Origin of the sequence: Crossiella sp. CA-258035, assembly GCF_030064675.1 — a bacterium.
GTDB lineage: Bacteria > Actinomycetota > Actinomycetes > Mycobacteriales > Pseudonocardiaceae > Crossiella.
This window is the reverse complement of sequence record NZ_CP116413.1, coordinates 1106269-1132313: the sequence shown is the minus strand read 5'-3', so window position 1 is coordinate 1132313 and position 26045 is coordinate 1106269. Positions and strand designations below refer to the sequence as shown.

At 72.8% G+C, this 26045-nt stretch carries 20 protein-coding genes and 1 pseudogene; 13 read left to right on the top strand and 8 right to left on the bottom strand.

Annotation, left to right across the window (positions count from 1 at the left end; translation table 11 throughout):
* Positions 1-129: 129 nt before the first annotated feature.
* The 3 genes from N8J89_RS05445 to N8J89_RS05435 are packed head-to-tail and all read left to right on the top strand — an operon-like array spanning position 130 to position 6534.
* Entirely contained in the window at positions 130-2373 is a 2244-nt protein-coding gene (locus tag N8J89_RS05445; protein ID WP_283663258.1) for an FtsK/SpoIIIE domain-containing protein, read from the top strand.
* Entirely contained in the window at positions 2361-4643 is a 2283-nt protein-coding gene (locus N8J89_RS05440) for an FtsK/SpoIIIE domain-containing protein (protein WP_283663257.1), read from the top strand. Before N8J89_RS05445 ends, N8J89_RS05440 begins: the two co-directional genes overlap by 13 nt.
* A 25-nt stretch (positions 4644-4668) precedes the next feature.
* Positions 4669-6534, top strand: coding sequence for an FUSC family protein (locus N8J89_RS05435; protein ID WP_283663256.1), 1866 nt, complete (start codon positions 4669-4671; stop codon positions 6532-6534).
* Here the strand turns inward: N8J89_RS05435 and N8J89_RS05430 are convergent.
* Positions 6503-6847: an RNHCP domain-containing protein gene (locus tag N8J89_RS05430; protein ID WP_283663255.1), complete on the bottom strand. Its 345-nt coding sequence runs from the start codon at positions 6845-6847 to the stop codon at positions 6503-6505. The two genes, N8J89_RS05435 and N8J89_RS05430, sit on opposite strands and share 32 nt — an antisense overlap.
* Positions 6848-6862: 15 nt before the next feature.
* Between N8J89_RS05430 and N8J89_RS05425 the strand changes: the two genes are divergently transcribed.
* From N8J89_RS05425 to N8J89_RS05415, 3 genes are read left to right on the top strand one after another with little or no spacing between them, the layout of a single operon-like run.
* On the top strand, positions 6863-7909 hold the full coding sequence (locus tag N8J89_RS05425) for a FecCD family ABC transporter permease (protein WP_283663254.1): 1047 nt from the start codon (positions 6863-6865) through the stop codon (positions 7907-7909).
* Positions 7910-7912: 3 nt separating this feature from the next.
* On the top strand, positions 7913-8926 hold the full coding sequence (locus N8J89_RS05420; protein ID WP_283663253.1) for a FecCD family ABC transporter permease: 1014 nt from the start codon (positions 7913-7915) through the stop codon (positions 8924-8926).
* A gap of 11 nt (positions 8927-8937) precedes the next feature.
* The gene (locus N8J89_RS05415; protein ID WP_283663252.1) at positions 8938-9915 is read left to right on the top strand and encodes an ABC transporter substrate-binding protein; all 978 of its coding nucleotides are present in this window, start codon (positions 8938-8940) and stop codon (positions 9913-9915) included.
* Positions 9916-9967: 52 nt separating this feature from the next.
* Here N8J89_RS05415 and N8J89_RS05410 read toward each other — a convergent pair whose 3' ends face one another.
* Positions 9968-11179 (bottom strand): lipase family protein, encoded by a 1212-nt coding sequence (locus tag N8J89_RS05410; RefSeq protein ID WP_283663251.1) that lies wholly within the window; start codon positions 11177-11179, stop codon positions 9968-9970.
* A 128-nt stretch (positions 11180-11307) separates the two neighbouring features.
* Here N8J89_RS05410 and N8J89_RS05405 point away from each other — a divergent pair, with 128 nt between their 5' ends.
* Positions 11308-11949, top strand: coding sequence for a TetR/AcrR family transcriptional regulator (locus N8J89_RS05405; RefSeq protein ID WP_283663250.1), 642 nt, complete (start codon positions 11308-11310; stop codon positions 11947-11949).
* A gap of 5 nt (positions 11950-11954) precedes the next feature.
* Here N8J89_RS05405 and N8J89_RS05400 read toward each other — a convergent pair whose 3' ends face one another.
* Both N8J89_RS05400 and N8J89_RS05395 read right to left on the bottom strand, forming a co-directional pair.
* Positions 11955-12404, bottom strand: coding sequence for an allene oxide cyclase barrel-like domain-containing protein (locus N8J89_RS05400; protein WP_283663249.1), 450 nt, complete (start codon positions 12402-12404; stop codon positions 11955-11957).
* A 29-nt stretch (positions 12405-12433) separates the two neighbouring features.
* Positions 12434-13138, bottom strand: coding sequence for a DUF998 domain-containing protein (locus N8J89_RS05395; protein ID WP_283663248.1), 705 nt, complete (start codon positions 13136-13138; stop codon positions 12434-12436).
* A 112-nt stretch (positions 13139-13250) separates the two neighbouring features.
* Between N8J89_RS05395 and N8J89_RS05390 the strand changes: the two genes are divergently transcribed.
* Both N8J89_RS05390 and N8J89_RS05385 read left to right on the top strand, forming a co-directional pair.
* Positions 13251-14516, top strand: coding sequence for a sensor histidine kinase (locus tag N8J89_RS05390; RefSeq protein ID WP_283663247.1), 1266 nt, complete (start codon positions 13251-13253; stop codon positions 14514-14516).
* Complete coding sequence (locus N8J89_RS05385; RefSeq protein ID WP_283663246.1) at positions 14513-15208, top strand: response regulator; 696 nt, start codon at positions 14513-14515, stop codon at positions 15206-15208. The genes N8J89_RS05390 and N8J89_RS05385 overlap by 4 nt, the downstream gene beginning before the upstream one ends.
* Positions 15209-15352: 144 nt before the next feature.
* Here N8J89_RS05385 and N8J89_RS05380 read toward each other — a convergent pair whose 3' ends face one another.
* Positions 15353-16537: a 3-deoxy-7-phosphoheptulonate synthase gene (locus N8J89_RS05380; protein WP_283663245.1), complete on the bottom strand. Its 1185-nt coding sequence runs from the start codon at positions 16535-16537 to the stop codon at positions 15353-15355.
* Positions 16538-16551: 14 nt separating this feature from the next.
* Positions 16552-17721, bottom strand: a complete 1170-nt coding sequence (gene dhbC, locus N8J89_RS05375) for an isochorismate synthase DhbC (RefSeq protein WP_283663244.1) — start codon at positions 17719-17721, stop codon at positions 16552-16554.
* A gap of 187 nt (positions 17722-17908) precedes the next feature.
* Here dhbC and N8J89_RS05370 point away from each other — a divergent pair, with 187 nt between their 5' ends.
* Positions 17909-18844: an XRE family transcriptional regulator gene (locus tag N8J89_RS05370; RefSeq protein ID WP_283663243.1), complete on the top strand. Its 936-nt coding sequence runs from the start codon at positions 17909-17911 to the stop codon at positions 18842-18844.
* Between the two features lie 51 nt (positions 18845-18895).
* On the opposite strand, the gene N8J89_RS05365 is transcribed toward N8J89_RS05370, so the two are convergent.
* On the bottom strand, positions 18896-20047 hold the full coding sequence (locus N8J89_RS05365; RefSeq protein WP_283663242.1) for a S8 family peptidase: 1152 nt from the start codon (positions 20045-20047) through the stop codon (positions 18896-18898).
* 190 nt (positions 20048-20237) lie between these two features.
* On the opposite strand from N8J89_RS05365, the gene N8J89_RS05360 reads away from it, so the two are divergent.
* From N8J89_RS05360 to N8J89_RS05355, 3 genes and pseudogenes are all read left to right on the top strand, one after another.
* Positions 20238-23132 carry a helix-turn-helix transcriptional regulator gene (locus N8J89_RS05360; RefSeq protein WP_283663241.1) on the top strand — a complete coding sequence of 965 codons (2895 nt, stop codon included), beginning with the start codon at positions 20238-20240 and terminating at the stop codon, positions 23130-23132.
* 362 nt (positions 23133-23494) lie between these two features.
* Positions 23495-23725 (top strand): annotated as a pseudogene (locus N8J89_RS41835) (helix-turn-helix domain-containing protein); the annotation flags it as partial.
* A 186-nt stretch (positions 23726-23911) separates the two neighbouring features.
* A complete protein-coding gene (locus tag N8J89_RS05355; RefSeq protein WP_283663240.1) occupies positions 23912-25270 on the top strand; it encodes an NB-ARC domain-containing protein in 1359 nt (452 codons plus the stop codon).
* 117 nt (positions 25271-25387) lie between these two features.
* Here the strand turns inward: N8J89_RS05355 and N8J89_RS05350 are convergent, their stop codons facing one another.
* Positions 25388-25990, bottom strand: coding sequence for a class I SAM-dependent methyltransferase (locus N8J89_RS05350; RefSeq protein ID WP_252484173.1), 603 nt, complete (start codon positions 25988-25990; stop codon positions 25388-25390).
* Between the last annotated feature and the right edge of the window lie 55 nt (positions 25991-26045).

The following is a 26045-nucleotide window of genomic DNA, read 5'->3' as shown; positions in this document are numbered from 1 at the left end:
CCCTGAATGGCGGATACGGGGGATGCTGGTGACAGTCTGACGCTGTGGCCGGTTCTGCACCATCCGCAGAGCGACCGATACCGGCTCCGCCAAGCGGGGGCAGTCCTTCGGCCAGGGCGGTGCGCGAAGATGGGGGCGGCGAAGATCGGCGAGCACGGGGGGCGCGGGTTGAGGGAGTGGCAGGCGCGACCGGCGGCACAGCGGTTGCGGGTGACGGTGGGGTCCACTGTGGACTGTCAGCCGGTCGAGGTGGACCTGAAACCACCGCCGCTGGGCGGGATCGGCGCGCACGGCCTGCTGACCGGCATCGCGGCCGGAGCCAGGACCGAGCTGCTGCACGCGGTGCTGTGCGGGCTGCTGGACACGCACGCGCCGGAGACCGTGCAGCTCTGCCTGGTCGACGGCGAGCGGGCGGAGCTCTTCCGGGACTACCAGCGGGCCCAGCACGCGGTGCGCGAGCCGCAGAGCCTCGCGCTGTTGGTCGAGGCCCTGGCCGCGACCTCGGCGCAGCGCAGGCGGCTGTTGCGCACGCACGGCATGCGCACCCTGCACGACTACGACCGGGCCCGGCACTACCAGCCGGAGCTGCCGCCGATCGTGCCGCTGGTGCTGGTGCTGCACCGGCTCAGCCTGCTGCACCGGGAGTCGCCGGAGCTGACCGAGCTGCTGCGCGGGCACTGCGCGGCCTGGCGGGACCACGGCGTGCACCTGCTGCTGGTGGAGGACCGGCTCGCCGATGTGCCCGCGGCGCTGGACGGCTACTTCGGCTTCGAGCTGGCCGTTTCCGACCACGCCGCCGAGCTGCGGGTGCCCGGGCGGGAGCCGGTCGCGTTCACCCCGCAGGCCGCGCCGGACGTGCAGGCGCTGGTGGCCACCATGCCCAAGGTGACCGAGGGTTCGTTCCTGCCACGCGAGACGATCGACTTCACCAACCTGGTCGAGCTCCGGCAGACCGAGGAGCACGGGTTGCGGGCGGTGCGCGAGACGAGCGCGCTGCCGGTCGGCGAGCTGCTGGGCGCGGAGCGGGGCGAGCCGTTCCGGGTCATGGTGGAACAGGGGCAGGTGCTGCTGGTCGGCACCGGGCTGGCCTGGGCGCTGAGCGGCTTCGCGCTGTCCATCGCGCTGCACCGGACGCCGGAGCGGGCGCGGCTCTACCTGCTCGACCTCAACGGCAGCTCGCTGCCCGAGCTGGCCGGCGGCCTGCCACACGTGCGGGTGGCGGTCAGCGGCGCGGACGACAGCCTGCGGGACAAGACCAGGGACGAGCTGGCCGGGCTGGTCAAGCACCGCGAGCAGCTCTACCACCGGCTGCCGGACCGCACCGATCGCGCCGAGGCCGGGGAGCCTGCCGCGATCTTCGTGCTGGTGCACGGCTGGCCCGACGCCGAGCTGCATCCGGGGCTGGCCGCGGTGCTGCGGCAGCTGGTGCTGCGCGGGCAGGCCGTCGGCGTGCACGTGCTGCTCGGCCTGGACCGGTGGGCGGATGTGGAACCCGCGCTGCACGGCGCTTTCCGGCACCGGCTGGAACTGGCACTGGCCGATCCGGACAGCTCCCCGCTGCCGGGCAGGCCGCCGGAGCTGGGCTCGATGCGCGGCCGGACCGGCGACGGCACGCTGTTCATGCTGGCCGGTCCCCGGCACCGGGCCCGGGACCTGGCCCCGGACCTCGCGGCGGCCTGGCCGCACCCGGTGCAGCGGCTGAAAGCGTTGCCGTACAAGGTGAACTTCGCCGACATCGGCGGCGGCGACCGGGACTTCAAGCTCGGCCTGACCGAGGGCTCCGGCCTGCCGTTCACCTTCCAGCACCGGCACCTGGTGTGCTTCGGCGACCCGGAAAGCGGCAAGAGCACGCTGATCAGGTCCTTCATCCGCGGGCTGGTCGCGCTGCGCACGCCGGAGGAGGCCAGGGTGGTCGGCGTGGACTACGGGCGGACCTGGTTCAACGCTGACTGCGAGGGCTTGCTGATCTCCTACGTGCGCACCGCCACGCAGTTCGACGAGGCGGTCCGGGACATCGGCACCGCGCTGGCCCCGCGCCGGAACCACGAGGGGCAGTGGCGCGGGCCGGACCTGTACCTGGTGATCGACGACTACGACTACCTCGCGGCCGCGCAACGGGACCAGCTGGCGCCGCTGGTGGCCGATGCGGCCAAGACCGGGTTCCACCTGATCGCGGCTGGCCGGTACCCGGCGAAGACGGATCCGGTGCTGCGCGGGCTTGATCCCAAGGACACCACCGTGCTCTCGCTCAGCGGGGCCGACCGGCACGTCACCCCGGTGAGCGGGGTGCGGCCCAGGGTGCTGCCGCCGGGGCGGGCGATCACGCGGCGGTGGACGGCGGAGGAGACGGTGCAGCTGACATGGACGGTGTAGGGGGAGATGTGACGGAGGCGGGCTGGCCGGTGCGGCCGGTCGGGCAGCGGCTGCGGGTCGCGGTTGGGTCCACTGTGGACGGTCAGCCGGTCGAGGTGGACCTGAAACCGCCGTCGCTGGGCGGGATCGGCGCGCACGGGCTGGTCACCGGCTTCGGTGAGGCCAACCGGGACGCCGCGGTGCGCCAACTGTTGCTGGGCCTGGTGACGGCGCACTCGCCGGACACGTTGAACCTGTTCCTGCTGGACGCGGGCCACGGCGCGGTGTTCGAGGAGTTCGAGCGGGCGCCGCAGCTGGCGCACCTGCTCACCGGCGCGGACGCGGCCCGGCACGTGGTGCAGGCGCTGCGCGCGGAGAGCCTTCGGCGGGCGGAGCTGTTGCGGCAGCGCAAGATGCGCACCCAGCACGACTACGAGCGGGCCCGGCACTACGACCCGGAGCTGGACCCGATGACCTCGCTGGTCGTGGTGCTCAACCGGTTCAGCAGGCTGGAGCGGCTGGCGCCCGGACTGGTCGAGGTGATCAGGGACGAGGCGGCCGGTTGGCGGGACCAGGGCGTGCACCTGGTCGCGGTGCTGGACCAGGTCACCGACCTGCCTTCGGGGCTGCCCAAGCACTTCGGCTTCGAGCTCAACACCAGGGACAGCGACCTGGTGCTCTGGGCCACCGGCCAGGACCCGGTCACCTGCCAGCCGCTGCCCGCCGCGCAGGTGGCCGAGGCGCTGGCCGGGCTCACCGGCACGGCCGCCATCCCGGAACCGCTGCTGCTGCCGCCGCTGCGCGAGCGGATGAGCCTGGACGTGCTGCTGCCGCCGACGGCCACCGACGATCAGCTCGGCCTGCACATCCCCGGCGAGCCGAGGCTCTCCCCCATCGTCGGCCTGGTGGACCGGCCCGCGGAGCGAAGGCGGGAGCAGCACCGGCTGGAACTGTCCACAGGAGACGGTCACGCGCTGGTGGTCGGTGATCCGGCGGCCGGGGTGGCCGAGGTGCTGCACAACGCCGCGCTCAGCCTGGCCCTGGCCAACACGCCGGCGCACCTCCAGCTGTACGTGCTGGACTTCGCGGGCGAGTCGCTGCTGCCGCTGCGCGGCCTGCCGCACACCAGGGTGGCCGCCGCCTACCAGGACTACGCGCTCATCTGGCACGCGGCCAACGAGCTCAACGCGCTGATCGACCGGCGGGAACGGGCCAGGCGGGACGGGACCGGGGCGGCCGAGCCCGGCGCGGTGGTGGTGCTGGTGCACGGCTGGTACGGCCTGCGCCGCTACCCGCACGCCTACGACGCGGTGTACGACCTCATCAACCGAGGGCCGGGGGTGAACGTGCACGTGCTGCTGGGCATCAACCGCTGGAGCGAGCTGGAGCAGCCGCTGGCCGATGCGTTCAGCAGCAGGCTGGAGCTGGGGCTGTCCGCGCCGCACTTCTCCGCGGTGGACCCGGTCAAGGCCAAGGAGCTGCCGGGCATCGGGCACGGGCTGACCTACCAGGGCGAGCACTTCCTGGCCGCGCTGCCGCGGTTCCAGGACCAGCCGGACCCGGTGACGGCCATCAACGCGGCCTGGACCGGCGCGCGACCCAAGCAGCTGCTGCCGCTGCCCGCCGAGGTGCCGCTGACCGAGGTGCCCAAGAACGAGCGCTGGCCGCTGGGCGTGATCGAGGGCGAGCTGAACGGCTTCGGGCTCGGCCTGAAGCAGCACCTGCTGTGCTTCGGCGACTACGGCAGCGGGCGGACCGCGGTGCTGCGCGCGCTGCTGCACAACCTCACCGCCGCGACCACCCCGGAGCAGGCCCTGGTGGCGGGGATCGACCCCAAGCGCAACTGGCTCGGTTCGGTGCCCAACGAGTGGCTGCTCACCTACCTGACCCAGACCAGCAAGATGTCGGTGCCGATCGACGAGATCCGGGAGTCCCTGGTCAAGCGGCGGGACGAGGGCAGGGGCAACGGCCCCGAGGTGTACCTGGTGATCGACGACTACGAGATCACCCAGCAGGCCGGGGTGCTGGAGGTGCTGGCCGACCTGCTGCCGGACGCCCGGCGGATCGGCTTCCACCTGGTGCTGGCCGGCAGCTACCTGCGCCGCACCGACCCGCTGCTGTCCGCGCTGGACTTCAACGACACGCTGACCCTGCTGCTCAACGGCAACCCGGACACCCCGGACGTGATCACCGGGCTGCTGCCGTACGCCTCGCCGCCGGGGCGCGCGCAGCTGTGGCGGGACCACCAGACGACGCAGCTGGTGCAGGTGGGCTGGGTGCCGGTCGAGTAGCCGCTGGTGGGGCATGATCGGCCGGGTGAGTACCAGCGCACCCCGGTCCGGCCCTTCGCCCGTGATGCTGCCGGTGATGATGGTCGTGGTCATCGGCGGGGTGGCCGGGCTCGGCTTCCTGGCCGGGCTCGGGCCAGCCGCGGTGCTCGGCGCGCTGTCGGCGATGTTCTGCCTGATCGCGGCCTTCGGCGGCGCGCTGTGGCCGGATCTGAAGCTGCTCGCGGTGTTCGCCCCGGCGATGGTGCTGGTGGTGGCCGGGCCGCGGCTGCTGGCCGAGGTGTCGGTGGTGGCGGCCATCGCGGTGCTCACCGTGGTCGTGTTCGCGGTGTCGCTGCTGCCCACGTTCGGGCCCCGGTTCATCACCGTCGGGCTCGGGCTGGGCATGGGCGCGCTGTTCGGCTACGCCTTCCAGACCACCGGCACCGCGAGCCTCTGGCAGGTGGTGGCCGCGCCCGCGCTGGGCTCGGGCGTGGTGATCCTGTTGCGGTTGCTGGCCGGGCTGCGGGATCCGGACAAGCCGACCAGGACCGCGGTGGCCGGGGTGCTCACCGAGGCCGGGCCGCGCGGGCCGGACGCGGCGATCCGGGCCTGGCGCGGCGACCGGCAGCGCACCTGGCTGGGTCAGGTGCTCGACGGCGGGCTGCGCTACCGCACCAAGCTGTTCCTGCTCACCGACCGGGCCGAGCAGCTGCCCGAGCCGGTGGCGGCTGAGCTGCGCGCGGTGCTGGAGGCGGCCAAGGCCGAGGCCGCCGCGCTGGCCGCGGTGGTGGTCGACGGCGGAGACGCGCCCGCGCCGGAGCGGCCCGCGACTCCCGCTGAACTGCCGGGGGCGACCTCAGCGATGGTGGACACGCTGTGGGACGGGCTGGACCGGGTGCGGGCCGCGCTGGCCGGGCGGGACCGGACCCCGGCGAACTCCCGGCTCGGCGCGGAGTACCCGGGCGCGCGGCTGGCCGAGGCGATCTCCTGGCAGTCCGCGCAGTTCCGGCACGCGCTGCGCTGCGCACTCGGTGTGCTGCTCGCGCTGGTCATCGCCGCCCAGCGACCGGGCGACCCGCTGATGCCGTCCTTCCTGATGGCGGTGTTCATGATCATGCAGCCGGACTGGCGGGCCAGCGCGCTCAAGGCCTGGCAGCGCGCGGCAGGCACGCTGCTCGGCGCGCTCGCGCTGGCCGCCGTGCTGTGGCTGCTGCCGCAGGCGGTGCTGATGCCGCTGGGACTGGTCACCATGCTGGTCGGGTTCGGCTTCCAGCAGCGCTATCCGATCGTCTTCAACGCCTGCATGGTGCTGATGCTGGTCGGCATGAACGCCACCACCCGGCACCTGGACCCGGTACCGGTGCTGGTGGAGTACGTGCTGCTGATCCTGCTCGCGGTCGGCATCGGACTGCTGTTCGGCTTCGCGGTGGTGCCCGGTATGCGCACCCCGGCCCCGCTGGAGCGGCTGCGCCGGGCCACCGAGGGCGCGCGGGCCGGGCTGACCTCGATCGCCGGGCAGCTGGGCCGCAGCCGGGCGGAGGTCGACGTGCCCGGGCTGGTCCGGCAGCAGCGGCGGTCCTCGGCGCAGCTGCACGAGCTGCTCGGCGGCCAGCTCAAGGGCCGGGACGACACCGAGGCCAACCGGGCCGCGCTGGCCCAGGCCGACGACGCGCTGCGCGGGCTGCGCAGCGGCACCGCGGGACTGCTCATGCACGGCGGGGACGTGGCGCTGACCAGGGACACCCTGGACTGGCTGGTGCGCGCGCTCAGCGACAGCACCGAGGTCGCGGAACCGCCAGAGCCGCGCACCGAGGAGCAGCGGCTGCTGATCGACAGCCTGGCCGCGGACGTGGTCAGCCTGCGCAGCGCGACCGCCGCGCTCAGCCCGGGATGGGTCGGCCGAAGTACGTGAGGATCGTCTCCCTGCTGTCCCTCGGGGAGGTCTTGTTGCGCCGCTGATGGCCGCACTTCTCGCAGCGCTGGACCACGAAGTAGGCGTCCTTGTGGATGCCGGCGGCCACCGGCGGCATCAGTCCGCCGCAGGTCGCGGCCCGGTCACCGGGGTTGATGTCGACGTGCCGGGACCACAGGCAGTGCGGGCAGTGGTTGGTGTAGCCGTTGCCACGGACCGTGCGTTCGCAGTGACCGCAGGTGAAGTCCTCGATCCGCCGGGTGAACCGGGCGGCCTCGCCGCCGGTTTCGGACGCGTCGCGGTAGTTAGGCATGGCTATCCTCACCGGGTGACCACGGTCGAAAAGCGGCAGCCCGTGGCGACCGGGCGGTCGTCAGGGGCCGGTCTGTCGCGCCCACTCGGGTTGCTCCTCGCCCTCGGTGTGCTGCTGCTGGTGTGCGTGCTGTCCATCATGGTGGGCACCACCGACCTGGGCTTCGGCGAGGTGTTCACCGCGGTGTTCCGGCCGGAGAGCCCGGAGGCCGAGGCGATCGTGCGCGGGCTGCGGATGCCGCGCACCGGCTTCGGTCTCGCGGTCGGCGCGGCGCTCGGCCTGGCCGGCGCGCTGATGCAGGGCGTGACCCGCAACCCGTTGGCGGACCCGGGAATCCTCGGCGTCACCTCGGGCGCGGCCTTCGGCGTGACGCTGTCCGCGCTCTTCGGCGGGATCGCCTCCTTCTACGGCTACGTCTGGTTCGCCTTCGCGGGCGCGCTGGTGGCCACCGTGGTGGTCTTCGGCCTGGGCAGCCTGGGCCGGGACGGCGCCCGCCCGGCCAAGCTCGCGCTGGCCGGGGCCGCGGTCTCGGCGATGCTCAACTCGATGGTCTCCGCGGTGCTGCTGCTGGACGCGGCCACCCTGGACCGCTACCGGTTCTGGGCGGTCGGCGCGATCAACGGCCAGGACCCGAGGGTGCTCTACCAACTGCTGCCGTTCCTGCTCGTCGGCGCGGTGCTCGCGCTCGCGGTCAGCCCGGCGCTGAACAGCCTGGCCCTCGGCGAGGACGTGGCCAGGGCGCTGGGCCGCAACGTCGGCCGAATCCGGCTGGTCTCGGTGCTCGCGATCACCCTGCTCGCCGGATCGGCCGCGGCCGCCTGCGGGCCGATGGTGTTCATCGGCCTGGTGGTGCCGCACATGGCCCGGATCATCACCGGCCCCGACCACCGCTGGGTGCTGGTCTACTCGGCGGTGATCGCGCCGATCCTGTTGCTGGGCGCGGACATCCTCGGCCGGGTGCTGGCCAGGCCGGAGGAGCTCCAGGTCGGCATCATCGTCGCCTTCCTCGGCGCGCCCTTCTTCATCGCGCTGGTCCGCCGCCAGCGCCTCCCGGAGCTGTGATCGGTGACCACTACCCCTGTGAAACTCGGCAACCGGGCCCGCGTGAGCGCGGTGTCGGTGCTGCTGGCCGCGCTGACCCTGCTGATGTTCTGCGTCAGTCTGGCCACCGGCGAGTTCCAGCTCGGCCTGGACGAGGTGGTGGCCGCACTCGGCGGCATCGGCGACTACTCCACCCTGCTGGTGGTGCGGGAGCTCCGGCTGCCGCGCGCGCTGGTCGGCCTGCTGGTGGGTTTGGCCTTCGGCGTCGCGGGCGCGCTGTTCCAGTCCCTCACCCGCAACCCGCTGGCCAGCCCGGACCTGATCGGCATCACCGGCGGCGCGAACGTGGTGGTGGTCGCGGGCACCGCGCTCGGCGTCGGCGGCGGGCTCGGCGTGCCGCTGCTGGCCCTGCTCGGCTCGCTGGCCTCAGCCTTCGCCGTGTACACACTCGCCTGGAAGCAAGGCAGCACCGGCTACCGGATCGTGCTGGTCGGCATCGGCGTGCAGGCGCTGTGCACCGGCGCGACCAGTTATCTGTTGCTGCGCCTGGGTGTCTACGACGCGCAGGGCGCGATGGTCTGGCTCACCGGCACGCTCAACGCCCGCAACTTCGGCCACGTCACCTGGATCGCGGTGGCCGTGGTGCTGCTGCTGCCGCTCACCCTGCTGCTGCGCGGCTGGCTGGATGCCTTGCAGTTCAACGACGACACCGCCACCGGACTCGGCATCCCGGTGCAGCGGGCCAGGCTGTCCCTCGGCCTGGTCGCGGTCGGGCTGGCCGCGGTCGCCACCGCGGCGGCCGGGCCGATCGTCTTCGTCGCACTGGTCTCCCCGCAGCTCGCGCTGCGGCTGTGCCGGTCGGCCACCCCGCCCGTGCTGGCCTCCGGGCTGGCCGGGTCCCTGCTCCTGCTCGTCAGCGACCTGATCGCGCGGACCCTGCTACCGGCCGAGCTCCCGGTCGGCGTGGTGACCGGCGTGATCGGGGCGCCGTTCCTGTTGTGGTTGCTGGCCAGGGCCAACCGAGCCAACGCCGGCTGAAAGGAAAGAACATGCTGGGATCCACCCGCCGACTGCTCCGCGCGGGGGCCGTGCTGGCCACCGCCGGACTGCTCGCCGCCTGCTCCGCCACCGGCCCCACCGGCGGCGGCCCGTGGGAGTTCACCGACGACCGCGGCGAGAAGATCAGCCTGCCCGCCAAGCCGACCCGGATCGTGGCCCAGTCCGCGGCCGCGGGCACGCTGTGGGACTTCGGCGTCAAGGTCACCGGCGTGTTCGGCCCGCAGAAGCTCGCCGACGGCCGACCGGACCCGCAGATCGGCAACGTGGACCTCGGCGCGGTCCAGTCGGTCGGCACCACCTACGGCGAGTTCAACCTGGAGAAGTTCGCCTCGCTGCGGCCGGAGCTGACCATCACCACGATGTACGACGACACGCTCTGGTACATCCCGGACACCGCCAAGGACAAGGTCAAGCCGACCGCCGGGATCAAGATCGGCGGCAAGCCGATCCCCGAGGCGCTGGCCCGGTTCGAGACCCTGGCCAGCGCGCTGGGCGCGGACGTCAAGGGCGGCGCGGTGGCCACGGCCAAGGCCGAGTTCGCCAAGGCGGAGAACAACCTGCGCGAGGCGGCCAAGAGCAAGCCCGGCTTGAAGGTGCTGGTGGTCAGCGCGACCAAGAACGACCTGTACCTGGTGCGTCCGCAGGAGTCCGGCGACCTGAAGTACTTCCGCTCGCTGGGCCTGGACGTCTATGAGCCCGCCCAGGGCGAGGCGTACTTCCAGAAGATCAGCTGGGAGCAGGTCCGGGAGTACCCGGCCGACCTGGTGCTGGTGGACAACCGGGAGGCCCAGGCGCTGACGCCGGCCCAGATGGCCGAGGTGGCCACCTGGAAGCTGCACCCCGCGGTGCAGGCCGACCAGGTCGGGCCGTGGTTCGCGGCCGCGCCGATGAGCTACCAGTCCTTCACCAAGGTGATGAACGACCTGGCCGAGCTGGTCCGCCGGTCCCGCACGGACGTGGTGAGCTGAGTCCTGGCCGCACAGCGGGGCCGTCCGGATCGGGCGGCCCCGCTGTCGTTGCTCAGCAGGAGGTGGCGGCGGGCACCCCGGCGAACCGGGCCTTCAGCCAGGACACCGCCATCGGCACCCCGGCGATGTTGCCCAGGATGTGCTCGGTGAGGTGGGTGGTCCGCCACTCCACGGTCGCGCCCCGCGCGCAGTAGTCGGCCAGCAGCGGCTTGGCCACCTTGAACGGGATGACCTCGTCGAAGTCACCGTGGAAGAGCAGCACCGGCGCGGTCGGCTTGCGGCTGCCCGGCACGTCCGCGGCCAGCCGGGCCTGCCAGCGCGGGTCCTTGATCGCATCCGGCACCGTGGTCAGGTCCTTGAGCCGCTTGAACGCGCCGGTGAGCAGCATGGTGCCGACGATGCACTCGGTGCGCTGCTTGGCGATCAGCTTCTTCCCGGCCTCGTTGATGAACTCCTCCGGCAGGTCCGGGTAGGCGCCCATGTGGCCGGAGACCGCGCCGATCATCAGCGCGGAGAACGGGCCGCCGTCGATCACCGGGAACAGCTCGCGCAGGTCGCGCGGGATGCCACCGGCGACCACCCCGGCCACCTGGAGCTCAGGGGCATAGGTCGGCTGGAGCTCACCGGCGTGGCTGGCGGCCTGGCCGCCCTGGGAGTAGCCGTAGATGCCGACCGGGCCGACCCCGAGCTCCGGTCCGGGCGTCTTCTGCGCGGCCCGCACCGCGTCCAGCATGGCGTGCCCGGCGGCCGGGCCGACCGCCATGGTGTGCGGTCCCGGCGTGCCGAGGCCCTGGTAGTCGGTGATCACCACGGCGAACCCGGCGAGCAGGAACTGGCCGATCAGGGCCACCTCGTTCTCGGTGCCGGTGCGCATCTTGTAGGAGGGCGCGCAGGTCTCGTGCAGGCCGTGCGCGCCGACCGCGTAGCTCACCAGCTGACGCGGCTTGCCGGTGGACGGAGTCTGCGGGACCAGGATGGTGCCGGAGACCGCCATCGGCGCGCCGGTGGCCGCGGTGGAGCGGTAGAGGATCTGCCAGGCCGAGACCGGGACCTCCAGGCCGAGCACGGTGACCTTGACCTGGCGGGAACGCAGCAGGTCACCGGGCTTGCCGGGGGGCAGCGGGTTCGGCGGCTGGTAGAAGGGGTCCGCGGAGGGCAGGGGGACCGCGGCGGGCGCGGCGGTGGCGGTGCCGGGCAGGGTGGTCAGCGCTAACGCGGTCAGCAGACATGCGCCGAGCAGTCGGAGTCGGGGGGACGGCGACACGGGCGACCTCCTTGGGACGCTCGCTGTGGTAATCGAGATTTTCACACGCTAGGCCGTCCGGCCCAGATGTGGCAATGGTCATGACCACTTGACCGGTGCACACCCCCCGAACGATCTACGCTGGAGGTATGGCCCAGGAGACGGGGACAACCGCGCGCATCTACCGCGGCATGCGTCCCGAACAGCGCAAGGCCGACCGCCGGGCCCGGCTGGTCGAGGCCGCGCTGGAGCTGTTCACCACCGCCGGCTACCACGGCACCCGCATCGAGCAACTGTGCACGCACGCCGGGGTCTCCACGCGGAACTTCTACGAGGAGTTCGCGAACAAGGAGGCCCTGCTGCTGAGCCTGCACAACGACATCAACGCGGTCGCCCTGCACCACGTGGTCAGCGCGCTGCGCACGCTGCCGGACTCCGCCGACGCGCCGGAGCGGATCGGCACCCTGCTGAACGTGTTCATGGCCGACATCACCGCCGACCCGCGCCGCCCCCGGCTGGCCTACGTGGAGGCGGTCGGGGTGAGCCCGGCGATGGAGCGCCAGCACCAGCGCTGGGTGGCGGAGTGGAGCACGCTGATCGAGGGCGAGGCCACCAGGGCGGCCCAGCGCGGGCAGGCCCCGGTCCGGGACTACCACCTGATCGCGACCGCGCTGGTGGGCGCGGTGACCGGGCTGCTGCGCGAGTGGCAGGCGGCCGAGCGGCCGCTGCCCTCGGCCGAGGTGACCGCGACCATGCGGCACCTGATGGTCGCCGCGATCACGGTGCCCTGATCGGCCTAGAGGTCGTAGTCCAGCGTGTACTTCACCGTCTTGTCGGTGTCGAAGACGATGCTGCCCTCGCCCTTCGCGCCGCGGAAGCGGCCGGTGCCGCCGACGATGACCTGCTGGTGCTTGTCCTCGCTGGCCAGCTTCCTGGTCACCCGCGCGGTGGTGTGCAGCTCCGCGGCGTCCTGGAAGCGGTAGATGTGCAGGCACTGCGCCTCGATGTGCAGCTCGGGGGTCAGGCCGACCACGGTGCAGCTGATGGTCAGCTTGCCCGCGGCCGAGCCGTCGGCGTTGGCCAGGTCGGACTGGACCGCGTAGGCGATGCCGGGCAGCGGCACCGCGGGCAGGGTGATCAGCTTGCGGGTGGCGGTGAGCTCCAGCTTGGTGCCGGGGGCCGCGGCGGCGGCTGGGACGGCGGCGACGGCCGCGAGCAGGGCGGCCAGGGCGGCGGTTCGGCGCATCCCCTCACGCTAGGTGTCCACTGTGGACATCAACAGCGTTCGACACGGACGAGTCCGGGTTCCCGCTTCGGGGTGATCTTCGGCTGCGTTGTGTGCCGACGGACCCGCCAGGCCAGCAGCAGCAACAGCACCACATGGGCGGCCAGCAACAACCGTTCGGCCGCACCGCTGTAACCACGTTCACCGAGCAACCACATCGGCCGGTCCAACGGCAGGAAGGTGGCCAGGAAGGCCAGCACGCCGATCAGGCCGAGCACCGAGACCACCCGCAGCGGCCGGCACAGCGCCGACCACTGCGGATGGCCGCGGAACCGGGCGGCCAGCAGCAGACCGGCCAGCGGCAGGGTGATGAACCCGGTCAGCGCGGCGTAGCGGTGCACCGCGCCGTAGGGGGTGAGTGGCTCGTGCACCGGCTCCATCGGGAACACCGCGGCCACGCCGAGGCCCAGCGCCCACACCGCGATCAGCCAGGCCGCCCGCCGCCCGCCGGGCGCGCCCGCGCTGATCAGCGCGCCGCCCAGGACCAGCGAGCCGAACGCGGTGGCCAGCATGCTGACCCCGACCAGCCGGGCGCCCTGCTCGGTGAAGATGAACTCGCTGAAGGTGGACCGGAACGGGTCCAACTGTCCGAAGTAGACGAAGTCGACGAAGACGGCCACCACGACCGCGCAGGCCAGCCAGCACAGCGCGGAGGTGGCCAGCAACCGGGTGATCAGCCGGAGGGTGGGATCCATGCGACCGAGACTGGCCGGGCCGTTTCCGTCTCGTCGTCACCCCGTGGTTTGACTCCGGAAGCGGTACCAGCGTGTGACGATCGGCGGCGTGGCTCTGACTAGCGTCGGCGGCATGCTGACACACCTCGGAACCGGGTTGCGGGCGACCTGGCGGATGCTGGTCACCGCGCGGGACGCCGACTGGGGACCACCGGTGACCTGGCTGCCGGGTCCGCGGTGGGTGCGCCGCAAGACCGCGGTGCTGCTGTTCGGACTGCTGGCCGTGGCCAACGGGGTCACCTGGTTCACGGCGTTCAACCCGGTGGCCGGCGCGCTGCTCACCCTGGCGCACCTGCTGCCCTGGCTGCTGAGCAACCGGTCGCCGGTGACCGCCTGGCGGCTGGCGATGGGCCTGCTGGCCACGCTGGCGGTGGCGCCGCTGCTGATCGATTTCCCCAGGGTGCTGCCGGGGGTGCCCGCGATCGAGCGGCCGTGGTCGATCGGCGCGCTGGCCCTCATCCCCGCGGTCTTCGCGGCGGTGGCCCGCGCGCCGCACCGGGACCGGGTGACCGTCGGCGTGCTGTCCGTGCTGCTGACCTACCTGGCCGCCGCGCTGCCGCTGGGCGGGTTCCCCGACTCGCCGTTCGCCGTGGTGTTCGCGCTGGTCGCGGTGGTGGTCGGGGTGTCGCGCAGCCGGGAGGACGCGGCCACCTCCGAACTGGCCTGGGTGCGCAGGGACATGGCCGACGAGCAGGCCAAGACCGCGGTGCTGGCCGAGCGCGCCCGGATCGCCAGGGAACTGCACGACATCATCGCGCACCACCTGTCGATGATCGCGGTGCGCACCGACAGCGCGCCCTACCGACTGTCCATTTCGGACGATCGAGTGCGCGAAGAGCTTGTCCAGCTGGGAGATGCGGCCCGGCAGGCGCTGTCCGAGACCCGCGGCCTGTTGGGGGTGCTGCGGGCCGAGGACGCCGAGCCGGAGCTCGCGCCCCAGCCCACCCCGGCCGAGCTGCCGGAACTGGTGGCCGAGGCGGAGCGGTCCGGGGTGGCGGTGGCGCTGGCCGTCGAGGGCCCGGCGCGGCCGGTGCCCTCGGCGGCCGGACTGGCGGTGTACCGGGTGACCCAGGAGGCGCTGAGCAACGCCAGGCGGCACGCGCCCGGCGCGGCGGTCCGGGTGGCGCTGCGGTACCTGCCGGGTGAGCTGGAACTGGTGGTGGACAACGATCCTGGCCTGCGGGCGGCCGGGGAGTCCGGGCCGGGCAACGGGATCACCGGGATGCGGGAGCGGATCGGCATCGTCGGCGGCGAGTTCCGGGCCGGGCCGCGGCCGGACGGCGGGTATACCGTGCGGGCGAGGATTCCGTTGGCGGACAACACCGAGGGGGCGGCGTGATCCGGGTCTACGTGGTCGACGACCAGGCGATGGTGCGGGAGAGCTTCGCCGGTCTGCTCGGCGCCCAGGACGGCATGACCGTGGTGGGCACCGCGGGCGACGGCATCGAGGCGCTGACCGGCATCGCCGAGCTGGACGCGCGCGGGCAGCGGCCGGACGTGGTGCTGATGGACATCCGGATGCCCCGCCTGGACGGCCTGGAGACCACCCGGCGACTGCTCGGCGGAGAGTCCACTTCGGACGGTACGACGGAGAACCCGTTGCGGGTGCTCGTGCTGACCACCTTCGACCTGGACGACTACGTGTTCGAGGCGCTGCGGGCCGGCGCCAGCGGCTTCCTGCTCAAGGACGCGCCTGCCGCCGAGCTGGTCAACGCGATCCGGGTGGTCGCGGCCGGGGACGCCCTGCTCGCGCCCACCGTGACCCGCCGGTTGATCAGCGAGTTCGTCCGCAGCCGCCCCGCCCCGGCGGCCCGCCCCGAGCGGCTGGAGGTGCTGACCAACCGGGAGACCGAGGTGCTCACCCTGGTCGCCAGGGGCCTGTCCAACACCGAGATCGCGGTGGAGCTGGTGCTCTCCGAGCAGACCGTGAAGACCCACCTCAACCGCATCCTGGCCAAGCTCGCCCTGCGCGACCGCGCCCAGGCGATCGTGCTGGCCTACGAAACCGGCCTGGTCCACCCCGCAAGCTAACCCCCACCCCGCGTGTTGGCCGTTGTCGTACGGGGTCTTGGCCGTTGTCGTACGTCGTGTTGGCCCGTGGCGTACGACAACGGCCAACACCAGGTACGACAACGGCCAACACTGCGTACGACAACGGCCAACACGCGGGGTGGGTCAGCGCCAGGCGGCGGCCAGGGTGATGGCTTGTTGCTGGTTGAGGCGGGGGTCGCACAGGGAGGTGTAGCAGCGGGCGAGGTCGTCGGCCTCCACGCCCGCGCCGAGGCATTCGGTGACCGGGTCGGGGGTGGCCTCCAGGTGCAGGCCGCCGGCGACGCCGCCCTGTTCGGGCACGATCCGCAGGAACTGGCTGACCTCGGCGATCAGGTCGGCCAGCAGCCGGGTCTTGACCCCGCCCGCGGCGCTGATCGTGTTGCCGTGCATGGGATCGCTCAGCCAGACCACCGGGTGGCCTGCCGCGCGCACCGCGGCCACCAGCGGGGCCAGCTCAGCGGCCCGGCGCACGCCGAAGCGGGCGATCAGGGTCAGCCGGCCGGGGGTGCGGTGCGGGTCCAGCACCTCGCACAGCTTGAGCAGGTCCGCGCGCGGGGTGGTCGGGCCGACCTTGCAGGCCACCGGGTTGGCCACCGAGGCGAGCAGGCGCACGTGCGCGCCATCGGGCTGGCGGGTCCGGTCGCCGATCCACGGCCAGTGCGTGGAGGCCAGGAAGGTCTGGCCTGCGGAGTTCTTGCGCAGCAACGGGAGCTCGTAGTCCAGCACCAGCGCCTCGTGCGAGGTCCACACCGGCTGCCCGAACGGCCTGCGCGCGCCGCGCAGCGCGCCCACCGCGACGCTGGCCGCCTCGTAACAGGACACCAGCCGGGCCGAGTCCGGTCGCCGGGCGGTCAGGTCGGCTTCCGGGCCGTTGACCAGGTGGCCGCGGTAGGACGGCAGCTCCAGGTCGCCGCAGCGTTCCGAGGGCTTGGAGCGGGGCTTGGCGAACTGACCGGCGAACCGGCCCACCCGCGCCACCGGCAGCCCGCTGGCCCCGCCGACCACCCCGGCCAGCGCGTCCAGCATGGCCACCTTGCGCGCGATGTGCTCCGGCGTGCACTCCGCCGGGTCCTCCGCGCAGTCGCCGGCCTGCACCACCTTGGCGCTGCCGCCGGCCACCTCGGCCAGCCAGCGGTGCAGCCCGTCCACCTCAGCCCAGTGCACCAGGCCCGGCCGGGCGGCCAGCTCGGCGCGGTGCGCCGCGGCCAGGGCCGGGTCGGTCCAGCTGGGTTGCTGCCGCGCGGGCAGCAGCTGCCAGTACGCCAGTTCCTCGTCCGCGAGCGCGTCGCGGACCGCCTCGGTGTGCACCCAGGTCCTCCAGCTCAGGCGATCTGCTCGATGCCCATGGCCAGCAGCAGCGTGCGGAACTTCGCCGCGGTCTCGGCCAGTTCGGCCTCCGGGCTGGAGTCCGCGACGATGCCCGCCCCGGCGAAGAGCCGCAGCGAGTGGTCATCGGCCTCGGCACAGCGGATGGTGACCACCCAGTCGCCGTCGCCGTTGCCGTCGCACCAGCCCACCATGCCGGTGTAGAAGCCGCGGTCGAAGGGTTCCAGCGCACGGATCTTGTCCCTGGCCGCGCCGACCGGCGTGCCGCACACCGCGGGGGTCGGGTGCAGCGCCGCGGCCAGCTCCAGCGCGGAGGTCCGCTCGTCCGCCAGCTCGCCGGTGACCCTGGTGGACAGGTGCCACATGGTCGCGGTGCGCACCAGCTCCGGGGCGGCAGGCACGTCCAGGGTCCGGCAGTACGGGCGCAGCGCGGCGGCCACCGCGTCCACCACCACCGCGTGCTCGTGCCGGTCCTTGGCCGAGACCAGCAAGGCCTCGGCTCGGCGCCGGTCCTCCTCCGGGTCGGCACTGCGCGCGGCGGAACCGGCCAGCGGGTTGGAGACCACGCTGGTGCCCCGGCGGGAGAGCAGCAGCTCGGGGCTGGCGCCGATGAGGGTGCGGCCGGGCAGGTCGGCGGCGAAGGTGTAGCCGGCCGGGTCCCGGCGGATCAGGTTGTTCAGCAGCGGGCCGAGGTCCACCGTGGTGGGCGCGGTCAGCTCCAGCGAGCGGGCCAGCACCACCTTGTCCAGCTCGCCCGAACGCAGCGGGGTGAGCGCGGCGCGCACCGAGCGCACGTACGCCGCTGGTTCGGGCACCGGGGTGATCTCCCACTCCGGCACGTTCATGCTCAGTTCCGGCAGCCGGAGCTCGGCCGGGAACGCCTCGGCCCGGCGCACTCCCTCGGGCACCACCAGGCTGGCCGCCGCGTTGTGGTCGAAGGGCACCGCGCCCACCACCAGCGCGCCGGGTCCGGCCTCGGCGAGCACCGCGGCCACCCGGGCGGGCAGCGCGCCCAGCTCGCCCGGGGCGGCGACGCCGGGCACGGTGGCCGCGGTTCCCTCGGCGAGCAGCACGCCGCGGGGGGAGGAGAAGAAGAACGAGGATCCGGCGCGGTAGTCCGACAGCAGCTCGACCGGGCTCACGGTGCTGGCGTGCCGCGTGGTCATGCGTCCTCACTTCGTCAACTGCCTGATAAGGGAAGGCTAACCTTCGTTAGTAGAACCTAGTCTGCTGAGCGGCCCCAACTACCACCCGTCTGGGTGATACTGATCACGAGCGCGCAATAGTCGCGTACCCCCTACCTAGTGGGTTCCGGATTGTTCGCCGCTCCGGCCCGGCCGGACAGTGACGGCCATGCGCCTGAGCTCGTTCCCGCTGCCCGCCCCCCGTGCCGGTGAAGCCCCCACCGTGCTGGAGAACTTCCCGGCCGCGCTGAACGACGCGATCGAGCGCAGCGGGCTCAGTCTCGACTCGTTGCAACGCAGGCTGGCCCAGCGAGGGGTCCGGGTCAGCCTGTCCACGCTCAGCTACTGGCGGCGCGGCCGCAGCCAGCCGGAGCGGCGGGAGTCGCTGGCCGCGGTCGGCGTGCTGGAGGAGGTGCTCGGGCTGCCCCGGCAGACCCTGCTCGGCCTGCTCGGGCCGCGCCGGCCGCGCGGGCGCTGGCTGAGCCGGACCTTCCCGGTGCGGCCGCTGGACACCCTGTGGGAGGACGCGGCCACGCTGACCGGGCTGCTGGAGACGCTGGGCGCGCCCACCGAGGAGCAGCTGACCTACCTGAGCCTGCAGGAGACGCACTCCGTGGACGAGCACGGGGTGGACGGGGCCAGCACGGTGCGCGCGGTGATCAGGGCCGAGGTGGACGGGGTGGACCGGTGCGCGGTGACCTACCTCGGCGAGGGCGCGGCCCCGGTGGTGGCGCCCCGGCGGTCCTGCCGCCTGGGCCGCAACCGGGTCGGGCCGGACGGCCAGCTGGTGGTCACCGAGCTGATCCTGGACCGGATGCTGCGCACCGGGGACACCGCGGTGCTGGAGTACGAGGTGGTCTGGCCCGCCGGGCAGGCATCGGCGAGCAGGCTGCACCGGTTCCGGCGGCCGGTGCGGGAGTACGTGGCCCAGGTGGAGTTCCACCGGGACGCGGTGCCCAGCCGGTGCTTCCAGACCTATCGGCACGGTCTGTGGTCTGCCGAGGTGGGACGGCAGGACGTGTGGATCGGGGCCTTCCGCACCGCGCACCTGGTCGCGCTGGACGTGCCGGCCGGAATTGTCGGGCTGCGCTGGGAATGGAACTGAGCCACTTCGCCGCGTTCGCCCAAGAAATGGCGAACGCGGCGAAGTGAAATTTCACTTACCGACGTACATGAGCTTGTTCGGCGAACCGGAACCCGGGTTCTTCACCACGTTCGGCGTGGACTTGTCCAGCAGCGCCTTGGTCACCTCGGCCGGGCTGGCGTTCTTGTTAGCGCCCAGCACCAGCGCCGCGCCGCCTGCCACGTGCGGGCTGGCCATCGAGGTGCCGCTCATGCCGGCGGTGCCGGTGTCCGAGCGGTGCGAGGCCGAGGTGATGTTCTCCCCCGGCGCGAAGATGTCCACGCAGCGGCCGTAGTTGGAGAAGCCCGCGCGGCTGTCCGAGCGGCCGGTGGCGCCGACCGTGATGGCCTCCGGCACCCGGGCCGGGCTGGTCCCGCAGGCGTCCGTGGAGCTGTTGCCCGCGGCCACCACGTAGGTGAACCCGGCCTTCACCGATGCCTTGAGCGCCTCGTCGCCCATGCCCACGTTGTCCATGCCCAGGCTCATGTTGACCACGCCGGGGCGCACGCCGTTCTTGGTCACCCACTCCATCGCGCTGACCGCGGCCGAGTCCGGCGCGGTGCCGTCGCAGCCCAGCGCGCGCAGTGCGACGACCTTGGCCTCCTTGGCGATGCCGTAGGTCCTGCCCGCGATGGTGCCGGCCACGTGCGTGCCGTGGCCGTTGCAGTCGTTGCCGTTCTGGCCGTCGTTGAGGAAGTCCGCGCCGATGGCGGCCCGGCCGCCGAACTCGCTGTGCGACTTCCGGATGCCGCTGTCGATCACGTACGCGGTCACGCCCGCGCCGGTGCCGACCGGGTTGTACTTGGTGTCCAGCGGCAGTTTCCGCTGGTCGGAGCGGTCCAGGCCCCAGGTGGCGTTGTCCTGGCTGATCCGCGCGGTGCCGTCCTGGTAGACCCTGCGCACCGCCGGGTCCGCGGCCAGCCGCCTGGCCTGGCGCTCGGTCAGGTTCCGCAGGTGGAAGCCGCGCAGGGTGGCGGTGTATGCCTCCTGCAGCACCCCGCCGTAGCGGGTGGCCAGCGCCTCCGAGGCGGTGGCCCCGTCCTTCAGCACCACGATGTAGCTGCCCGGCACCGGCGCCGACGCGCCCACCACCTCGGCCTCGGCGAACGCTGGCGGAGCTCCCATTCCCGCGGCGGCGCTCAACGCCACCGCGGTCAGACAGACAAGAACCGTCGACTTTCGCATGTGCTCAGCCTTCCGATTGCAGGGAAATCGTCGGTGGCCACCGATTCGCAGGGTAAGCGGAAACAATGGCTTCACAGCCGTTTCAGTTTCCTTCGGCCGGTACTCACTGAAAACCCGTCGACCGGAGGGACGCACGAACGGGCCGGACCAGCGAAGATAGCCATTGGTTCACACACCTGGGGAGCGTGCGATGGCGAGGGACAACGGCCTGCGCACCAGCTCACCGGTGCTCGTCGGCCGGCACCGCGAGCTGGGCATCCTGGCCGAGGCGGTGGCCAGGCCGCCGGCACTGGTGCTGGTCGAGGGCGAGGCGGGCATCGGCAAGACCCGGCTGCTCGGCGAACTGCTGGCCACCAGCCGGATCCCGGTGCTGCTCGGACACTGCCAGCCGCTGCGCGAGCCCTTCCCGTACGGCCCGGTGCTGGAGGCCCTCGGCGCGCTGGGCAACCGGGTCGGCACCGGGCTCAACCCGGTCACCGGGGTGCTGCGACCGCTGCTGCCGGAGATCGCGCACCGGCTGCCGCCCCAGCCCGAGCCGCTGGGCGATCCCGCCGGTGAGCGGCACCGGCTCTTCCGCGCGGTGCGCGAACTGCTGATCGCGGCCGGGCCCACCCTGCTGGTGCTGGAGGACCTGCACTGGGGCGATGACAGCAGCCGGGATCTGCTGCGGTTCCTGGTGGCCAGCCCGCCGCCGGAGCTGTCCCTGGTGGTCACCTACCGCCGCGAGGACCTGGGCGGCGCCCTGCTCGGCAGCGCGTTCCGGCCCGCGCACGGGGTCAGCGCCGCGGTGCTCCGGCTGGCCCCGCTGGACGTGGCCGGGGTGCACGAGCTGGCCAGCGCAATCCTTGGCACCCCACTGCCCGCGGCCGGCTTCGCCGCCCGGCTGCACGAGCGCACCGCGGGCATCCCGTTCGTGGTGGAGGAGGCCCTGCACGCGCTGCGGGACACCGCGGGCGAGGTGCGCACCGCGACCGCGCGCCGCCTGCTGGACCACCTGCGGGTGCCGGTGCTGCTGCGCGAGGCCACCACCGAGCGGCTGGCCGCGCTGGACCCGCTGGCCGCCCGGATCGTGCGCGCCGCCGCCGTGCTCGGCGTGCCCGCCGAGGAGGACCTGCTGGCCGCGGTCGCCGGGATGACGCCTGCCGAGGTGGGCACCGCGCTGGTGCAGGCGCTGGCCGGGGTGGTGCTGCACGAGCTGCCCGGCCGCCGCTACGGCTTCCGGCACGCGCTGGCCCAGGAGGCCGTCTACGACACCATTCCCGGCCCGGACCGGCGGCAGCTGCACGCCCGCGCGGCCACCCAGCTGGCCGCGGCCGAGCCCACGCCGTGGGTGCAGCTGGCCAGGCACAGCAAGGAGTCCGGCGACCGCGAGGGCTGGCGGCGGCACTGCGAGGCGGCCGCGGACCACGCCGCCGCGGTGGGTGAGGCCGGGCTGGCCACCGAGCTGTACCAGCAGCTGGTCGAGCTGCCCGAGCTGTCCACCGCGGACATGGACCGGCTGGCCGGCAAGCTCGGCGCGGCCGCGGTGCGCGGGGTGGAGCAGCTGGACGTGACCGCGGTGCTGCGCCGGGTGCTCGACGACCCGCGCCTGTCCCCCGCCGCCCGCGGCGCCACCCGGATGAACCTGGGTTTCCTGCTGGTCCGCGAGGCCGGCGGCCTCGAGGAGGGGCGCCGGGACATCGCGATGGCCATCGAGGAGGTGGGCGTGCGCTCCGCGCTGGGCGCCAAGGCGATGTCCGTGCTGGCCCAGCCATTCCGCGGCACGGTCGCGGTGCGGGAGAACCTGCGCTGGATGGCGAAAGTTCAAGAAGTCATCGAGACCGGGTCAACTCTCGACCCCGCGAGCGGGTCTACGGCCACCGACCCGGACCTCACCCTCAACCTGCTCGCCAACCAGCTCGGCTCCCGGGTCCTGCTCGGCGACGGCGGAGTCCGGCCGGACCTGGAGCGGCTACCCCGGCAGGCCGCCACCGAGGCCGGGAAGCAGCACCTGACCAGGGCCTACTGCAACCTCGGCGACTCGTTCGCGACCACCGGCCACTACCGGGAGGCCCGCGCCTGGCTGGACCCGGGGCTGCGGATGGCCACCGAGGTCAACCTGCCGTTCATCGTCAGCGTCGGCCGGGCCACCGCGGCCAGGCTGGACTTCTCCACCGGCCGCTGGGACGGCCTGGCCGAGCGCTGCGCCCGGCTGCTGGAGGACTACCGCGACCTGCGGCCGGTGGCCACCGAGCTGTCCCTGGTGCTCGGCCAGCTCGCGGTGGCCAGGGGCGAGTGGCCGGAGGCCGAGGCGCACCTGGGCGCCACCGGGCTGGACACCCCGGAGGACGCGTTCACCCCGGTGATCATGGTCGCGGCCGCCGCCTACACCCAGATGCAGCTGTCCAGGGCCGAGCACGAGGCCGCGCTGGCGCACGCCGAGCTGGGCCTGTCCATCGTGCGCCGCAAGGGCGTCTGGCTCTGGGCCGCCGAACTCCTGCCGGTCGCCCTGCAGGCCAGGATCAACACCGGCCAGCTCCCGGCGGCCGCGGAGCTGCTGGCCACCTTCACCGCCGAGACCGAGGGCAAGGACGCGCCGCTGGCCGCCGCGGCCGCGCTGGCCGGGCAGGGCCTGCTGCTGGGCGCCCGCGGCCGGTTGTCCGCGGGCGCCGAGGCGCTCAACGCCGCCGCGGCCGCCTACGCCGAGCTGCCCAACCCCTACCTGGCCGCGCAGGCCAGGCAGGAGGCCGCCCGGCTGCGGCTGGTGGCCGGGGAGCCCGCGGTGGACGAGCTGACCGAGGCCGCCGCCGCCTTCGACCGGCTCGGCGCGGCGCGGGATGCCGCCAGCTGCCGTCGCCACCTGCGCGAACACGGCCTGACCGCGCCCGCGCCCGCCGCGCAGGCCCGGCGGGGCAGGCGGGGCTACGGGCCGGAGCTGTCGCCGAGGGAGCGGGATGTGGCCCGGCTGCTGACCCACGGCCGGACCAACCGGGAGATCGCCGAGGTGCTCTTCCTGTCCCCGCGCACGGTCGAGCAGCACGTGGCCAAGGTGCTCCGCAAGCTCGGTCTGGCCTCGCGGACCGATCTGGTGGATCTTCCGAGTTAGCTCGATCGTGCAGCCAAACGGTCCGTCCAAACGGGCGACCCGGGCTGACCACTTCCGGACCGCCAGCGTTTGCCCACGCCTTGATCAGCCGCAACCGCCACCAGGCAAGATCGCTCAGGACCTGCACTACGGCCGGTCAGACGCTCGCGAGTCACCCTGTGTCACAGGACAGGGTTCATGATTACGTGATTCAGGTGAGACGGCGCAGCTTCATTTGAGCTTTTGTCAACGCACTGGCGGGGGTTGCGACACAGCGTCCAGACTGGCTATGGGGCGGCAGGTCGATCACCACCGGGGCCCGGTGGTCGACCAGTTCGGGGTGCCCGTCAGCCCGATTGCCGCAGCGCGCACCGGGAGGAAGGATGTCAACAGTTCAAAATTCAACACCCGATGAGGTTCGCTTAACGTCAGGAGACTTCGGGGGAATGCTCCTGCGGCACCGGCGAGCCAACGGCCTGACCCAGGAAGATCTGGCGATGTGCTCGGGGTTGAGCGTACGAACGATCAGTGATCTGGAGAGGGGGAGAGCGAGGGGACCGCAACAGCGCACCGTAGGGGCACTGGCTGCGACGTTGCGGTTGGCCGGCGACGAGCTGAGGGAGTTCGAGCGGGCCGCCAGGGCAGGACGCTTCCGGTTGAGCCGTCATGGGGACAGGCCGACCGTACTGCCGGCGCACGGCACTTCTGGGGTAGCACGTGCCGCGTTCGGCAGCCTGGAACTACCGAAGACCACCGAGGAGCTGACCGGCCGCAGCGCCGATCTGGACTGGCTGCGAGCCATGGCAAGGGCGTCACGCGCGTCCGCGCCGAGGACCGTGGTGCTCTCCGGACCCACCGGAGTCGGCACCACCGCATTGGCCGTCACCTTGGCCAAGCAGTTGACCAGGGACTTCCCTGGTGGTCAGTTCTTCGTCAACCTCCGGGCCAACAGCGATCGCCCGCTGCACCCGGGGGCCGCCATGGGGATGCTGCTCGGCGCACTCGGTGTGCCGAGGGACGGGATCCCCACCGAGCTGGAGGCGCGGGCGCGCCTCTACCGCTCGTTGCTGCACGGCAGGCGGGCGCTGATCGTGCTGGACAACGCGGTCAGCGAAGCGCAGGTCCAGCCACTGCTCCCGGTCAGCTCGACCTGCCTGGTGATGATCACCAGCAGGCAGCCGCTGACCGGACTCACCGCGGTGCAGCGCCTGCAGGTCGAACCGCTGGCCGAACACGAGGCGATGGCCGTGCTGGGCCGCGCCGTGGGACCGCACCGGGCAACCGCCCAGCAGGAGCAGCTTCGCCACCTCGCCCGCCTGTGCGGGCGACTGCCCCTGGCACTGCGGTTGGTCGGCGGCATGCTGGCCGCACATCCCCAACTGCCCGCCGTCGAGCTGAGCAAGCGGCTGCTCGAGGTGGGCAGGCGGATCGCACCGACCGTGCGGGGCAGCGTGCAGGTGCACGCGGCACTCGCCGTGGCGTACCGGTTGCTGCGACCCGCCGCCCAGCTGGCGTTGCGCAGGCTGGCCCTCTCTCCGGAGAGCCGGTACTGCGCGGAGATGACCAGCGTGCTCACCGAGTGCACCTCCACCGAAGCCACCGCGCTGCTCAACGAGCTCGCGGTGAGTGGGCTGATCACCCCGATCGGCGACTCGGAGAACTACACCTGTCACGAGGTGGTGCGGGCCTTCGCCGAGGACCGGCTGCGGGAGGAAAGTGACCCCGTCGCCCGGTTCGCCGCGGAGAACCGGCTGCTGGACTGGCTGATCCACACCGCGATCAGCATCAGCAGCGTCTACGAACAGCCCAAGCCGACCACGGTCTCCGGGCGGTTCGCCGCCAGGGAACTGCGCCCCTCCCCCGAGGAGCAGGTCAGCGGGCCGGACCTCGCCTCGGTGCCGCAGGAGGGTCACGCCCTCCGGCTGCTCCGCCAGGCGCTGGTGCTGGCGAGGCGACTCGGTGACAAGCGCAAGGAAGGCTACGTGCTGCTCTACTTGGGCACCGCCAACGAGCGGTTGCAGCGACACCAGGAAGGGGTCGACCACTACCTGCGGTCGGCCGCGGTGTTCCGGGAGATCGGCAGCCGGATGGGAGAGGCGGCGGCGCTGGGCAACATCGCGCACGCGGCGGCTCCCGCCCAGCGCTACGCCTCGTCGTAGCCGTTGGCCGGGTGGTAGCGGTTAGCTGAGCAGGAGAAGGGGCGTTCCCGTCGGGCGATGACGGGAACGCCCCTTTTTTCTCTTGGGTGGCTGGGCGGGGCCACCGGGGAGGAGGGTCTAGCTGTGCACCTTCGGGCGCGCGGTGAACACCCTGGCCGAACCGAGCCCGGTGGTGCCGTGCAGCTCGAGGCCCTGGCTGCGGGCGGCGCCGGAGATCTCGGCCCAGGAGTTGTCCGGCGCGAAGGTGCCGTCCTTCTGGCTCATCTGGTGGTAGTACTGCGAGAGCTTGTGGCCGTCGGTGGTCAGCGTGCTGACCGCGATCTGGCCCTCGTCGGCGACCACCCGGCGCAGCTCGCCGAAGACCGCGGGCTTGTCGTGGAAGCAGTGGATGCCGAACATCGACACCGCGCCGGCCATCGCGCCGTCGGCGATCGGCAGCGCGCACGCGTCCGCGCGGATCACCAGGTGCTTCTTGGCGCCCACCGCCTCCAGCTTGGCCGCCAGCTGCTTGAGCAGGTGCCAGGACAGGTCGGCGAAGATCCACGGGCCGCGGTCGCGGTACCCGGCGGCCTGCTTGATCAGCGGGCCGTTGCCTGCCGGGATCTCCAGGATCGGGCCGTCCGGCAGACCGGCGATGCGGTCGGCCATCTCCCGGTAGTAGCGCTTGACGTCCAGGCCGAGCAGCCAGGAGTCCAGCCGCTGCCTGGTCGGGCTGCTCATCAGCCAGCCGTAGAGCTTGGCGTTGAGGCCCTCGTACGGTTTGTCACCGGCAGAG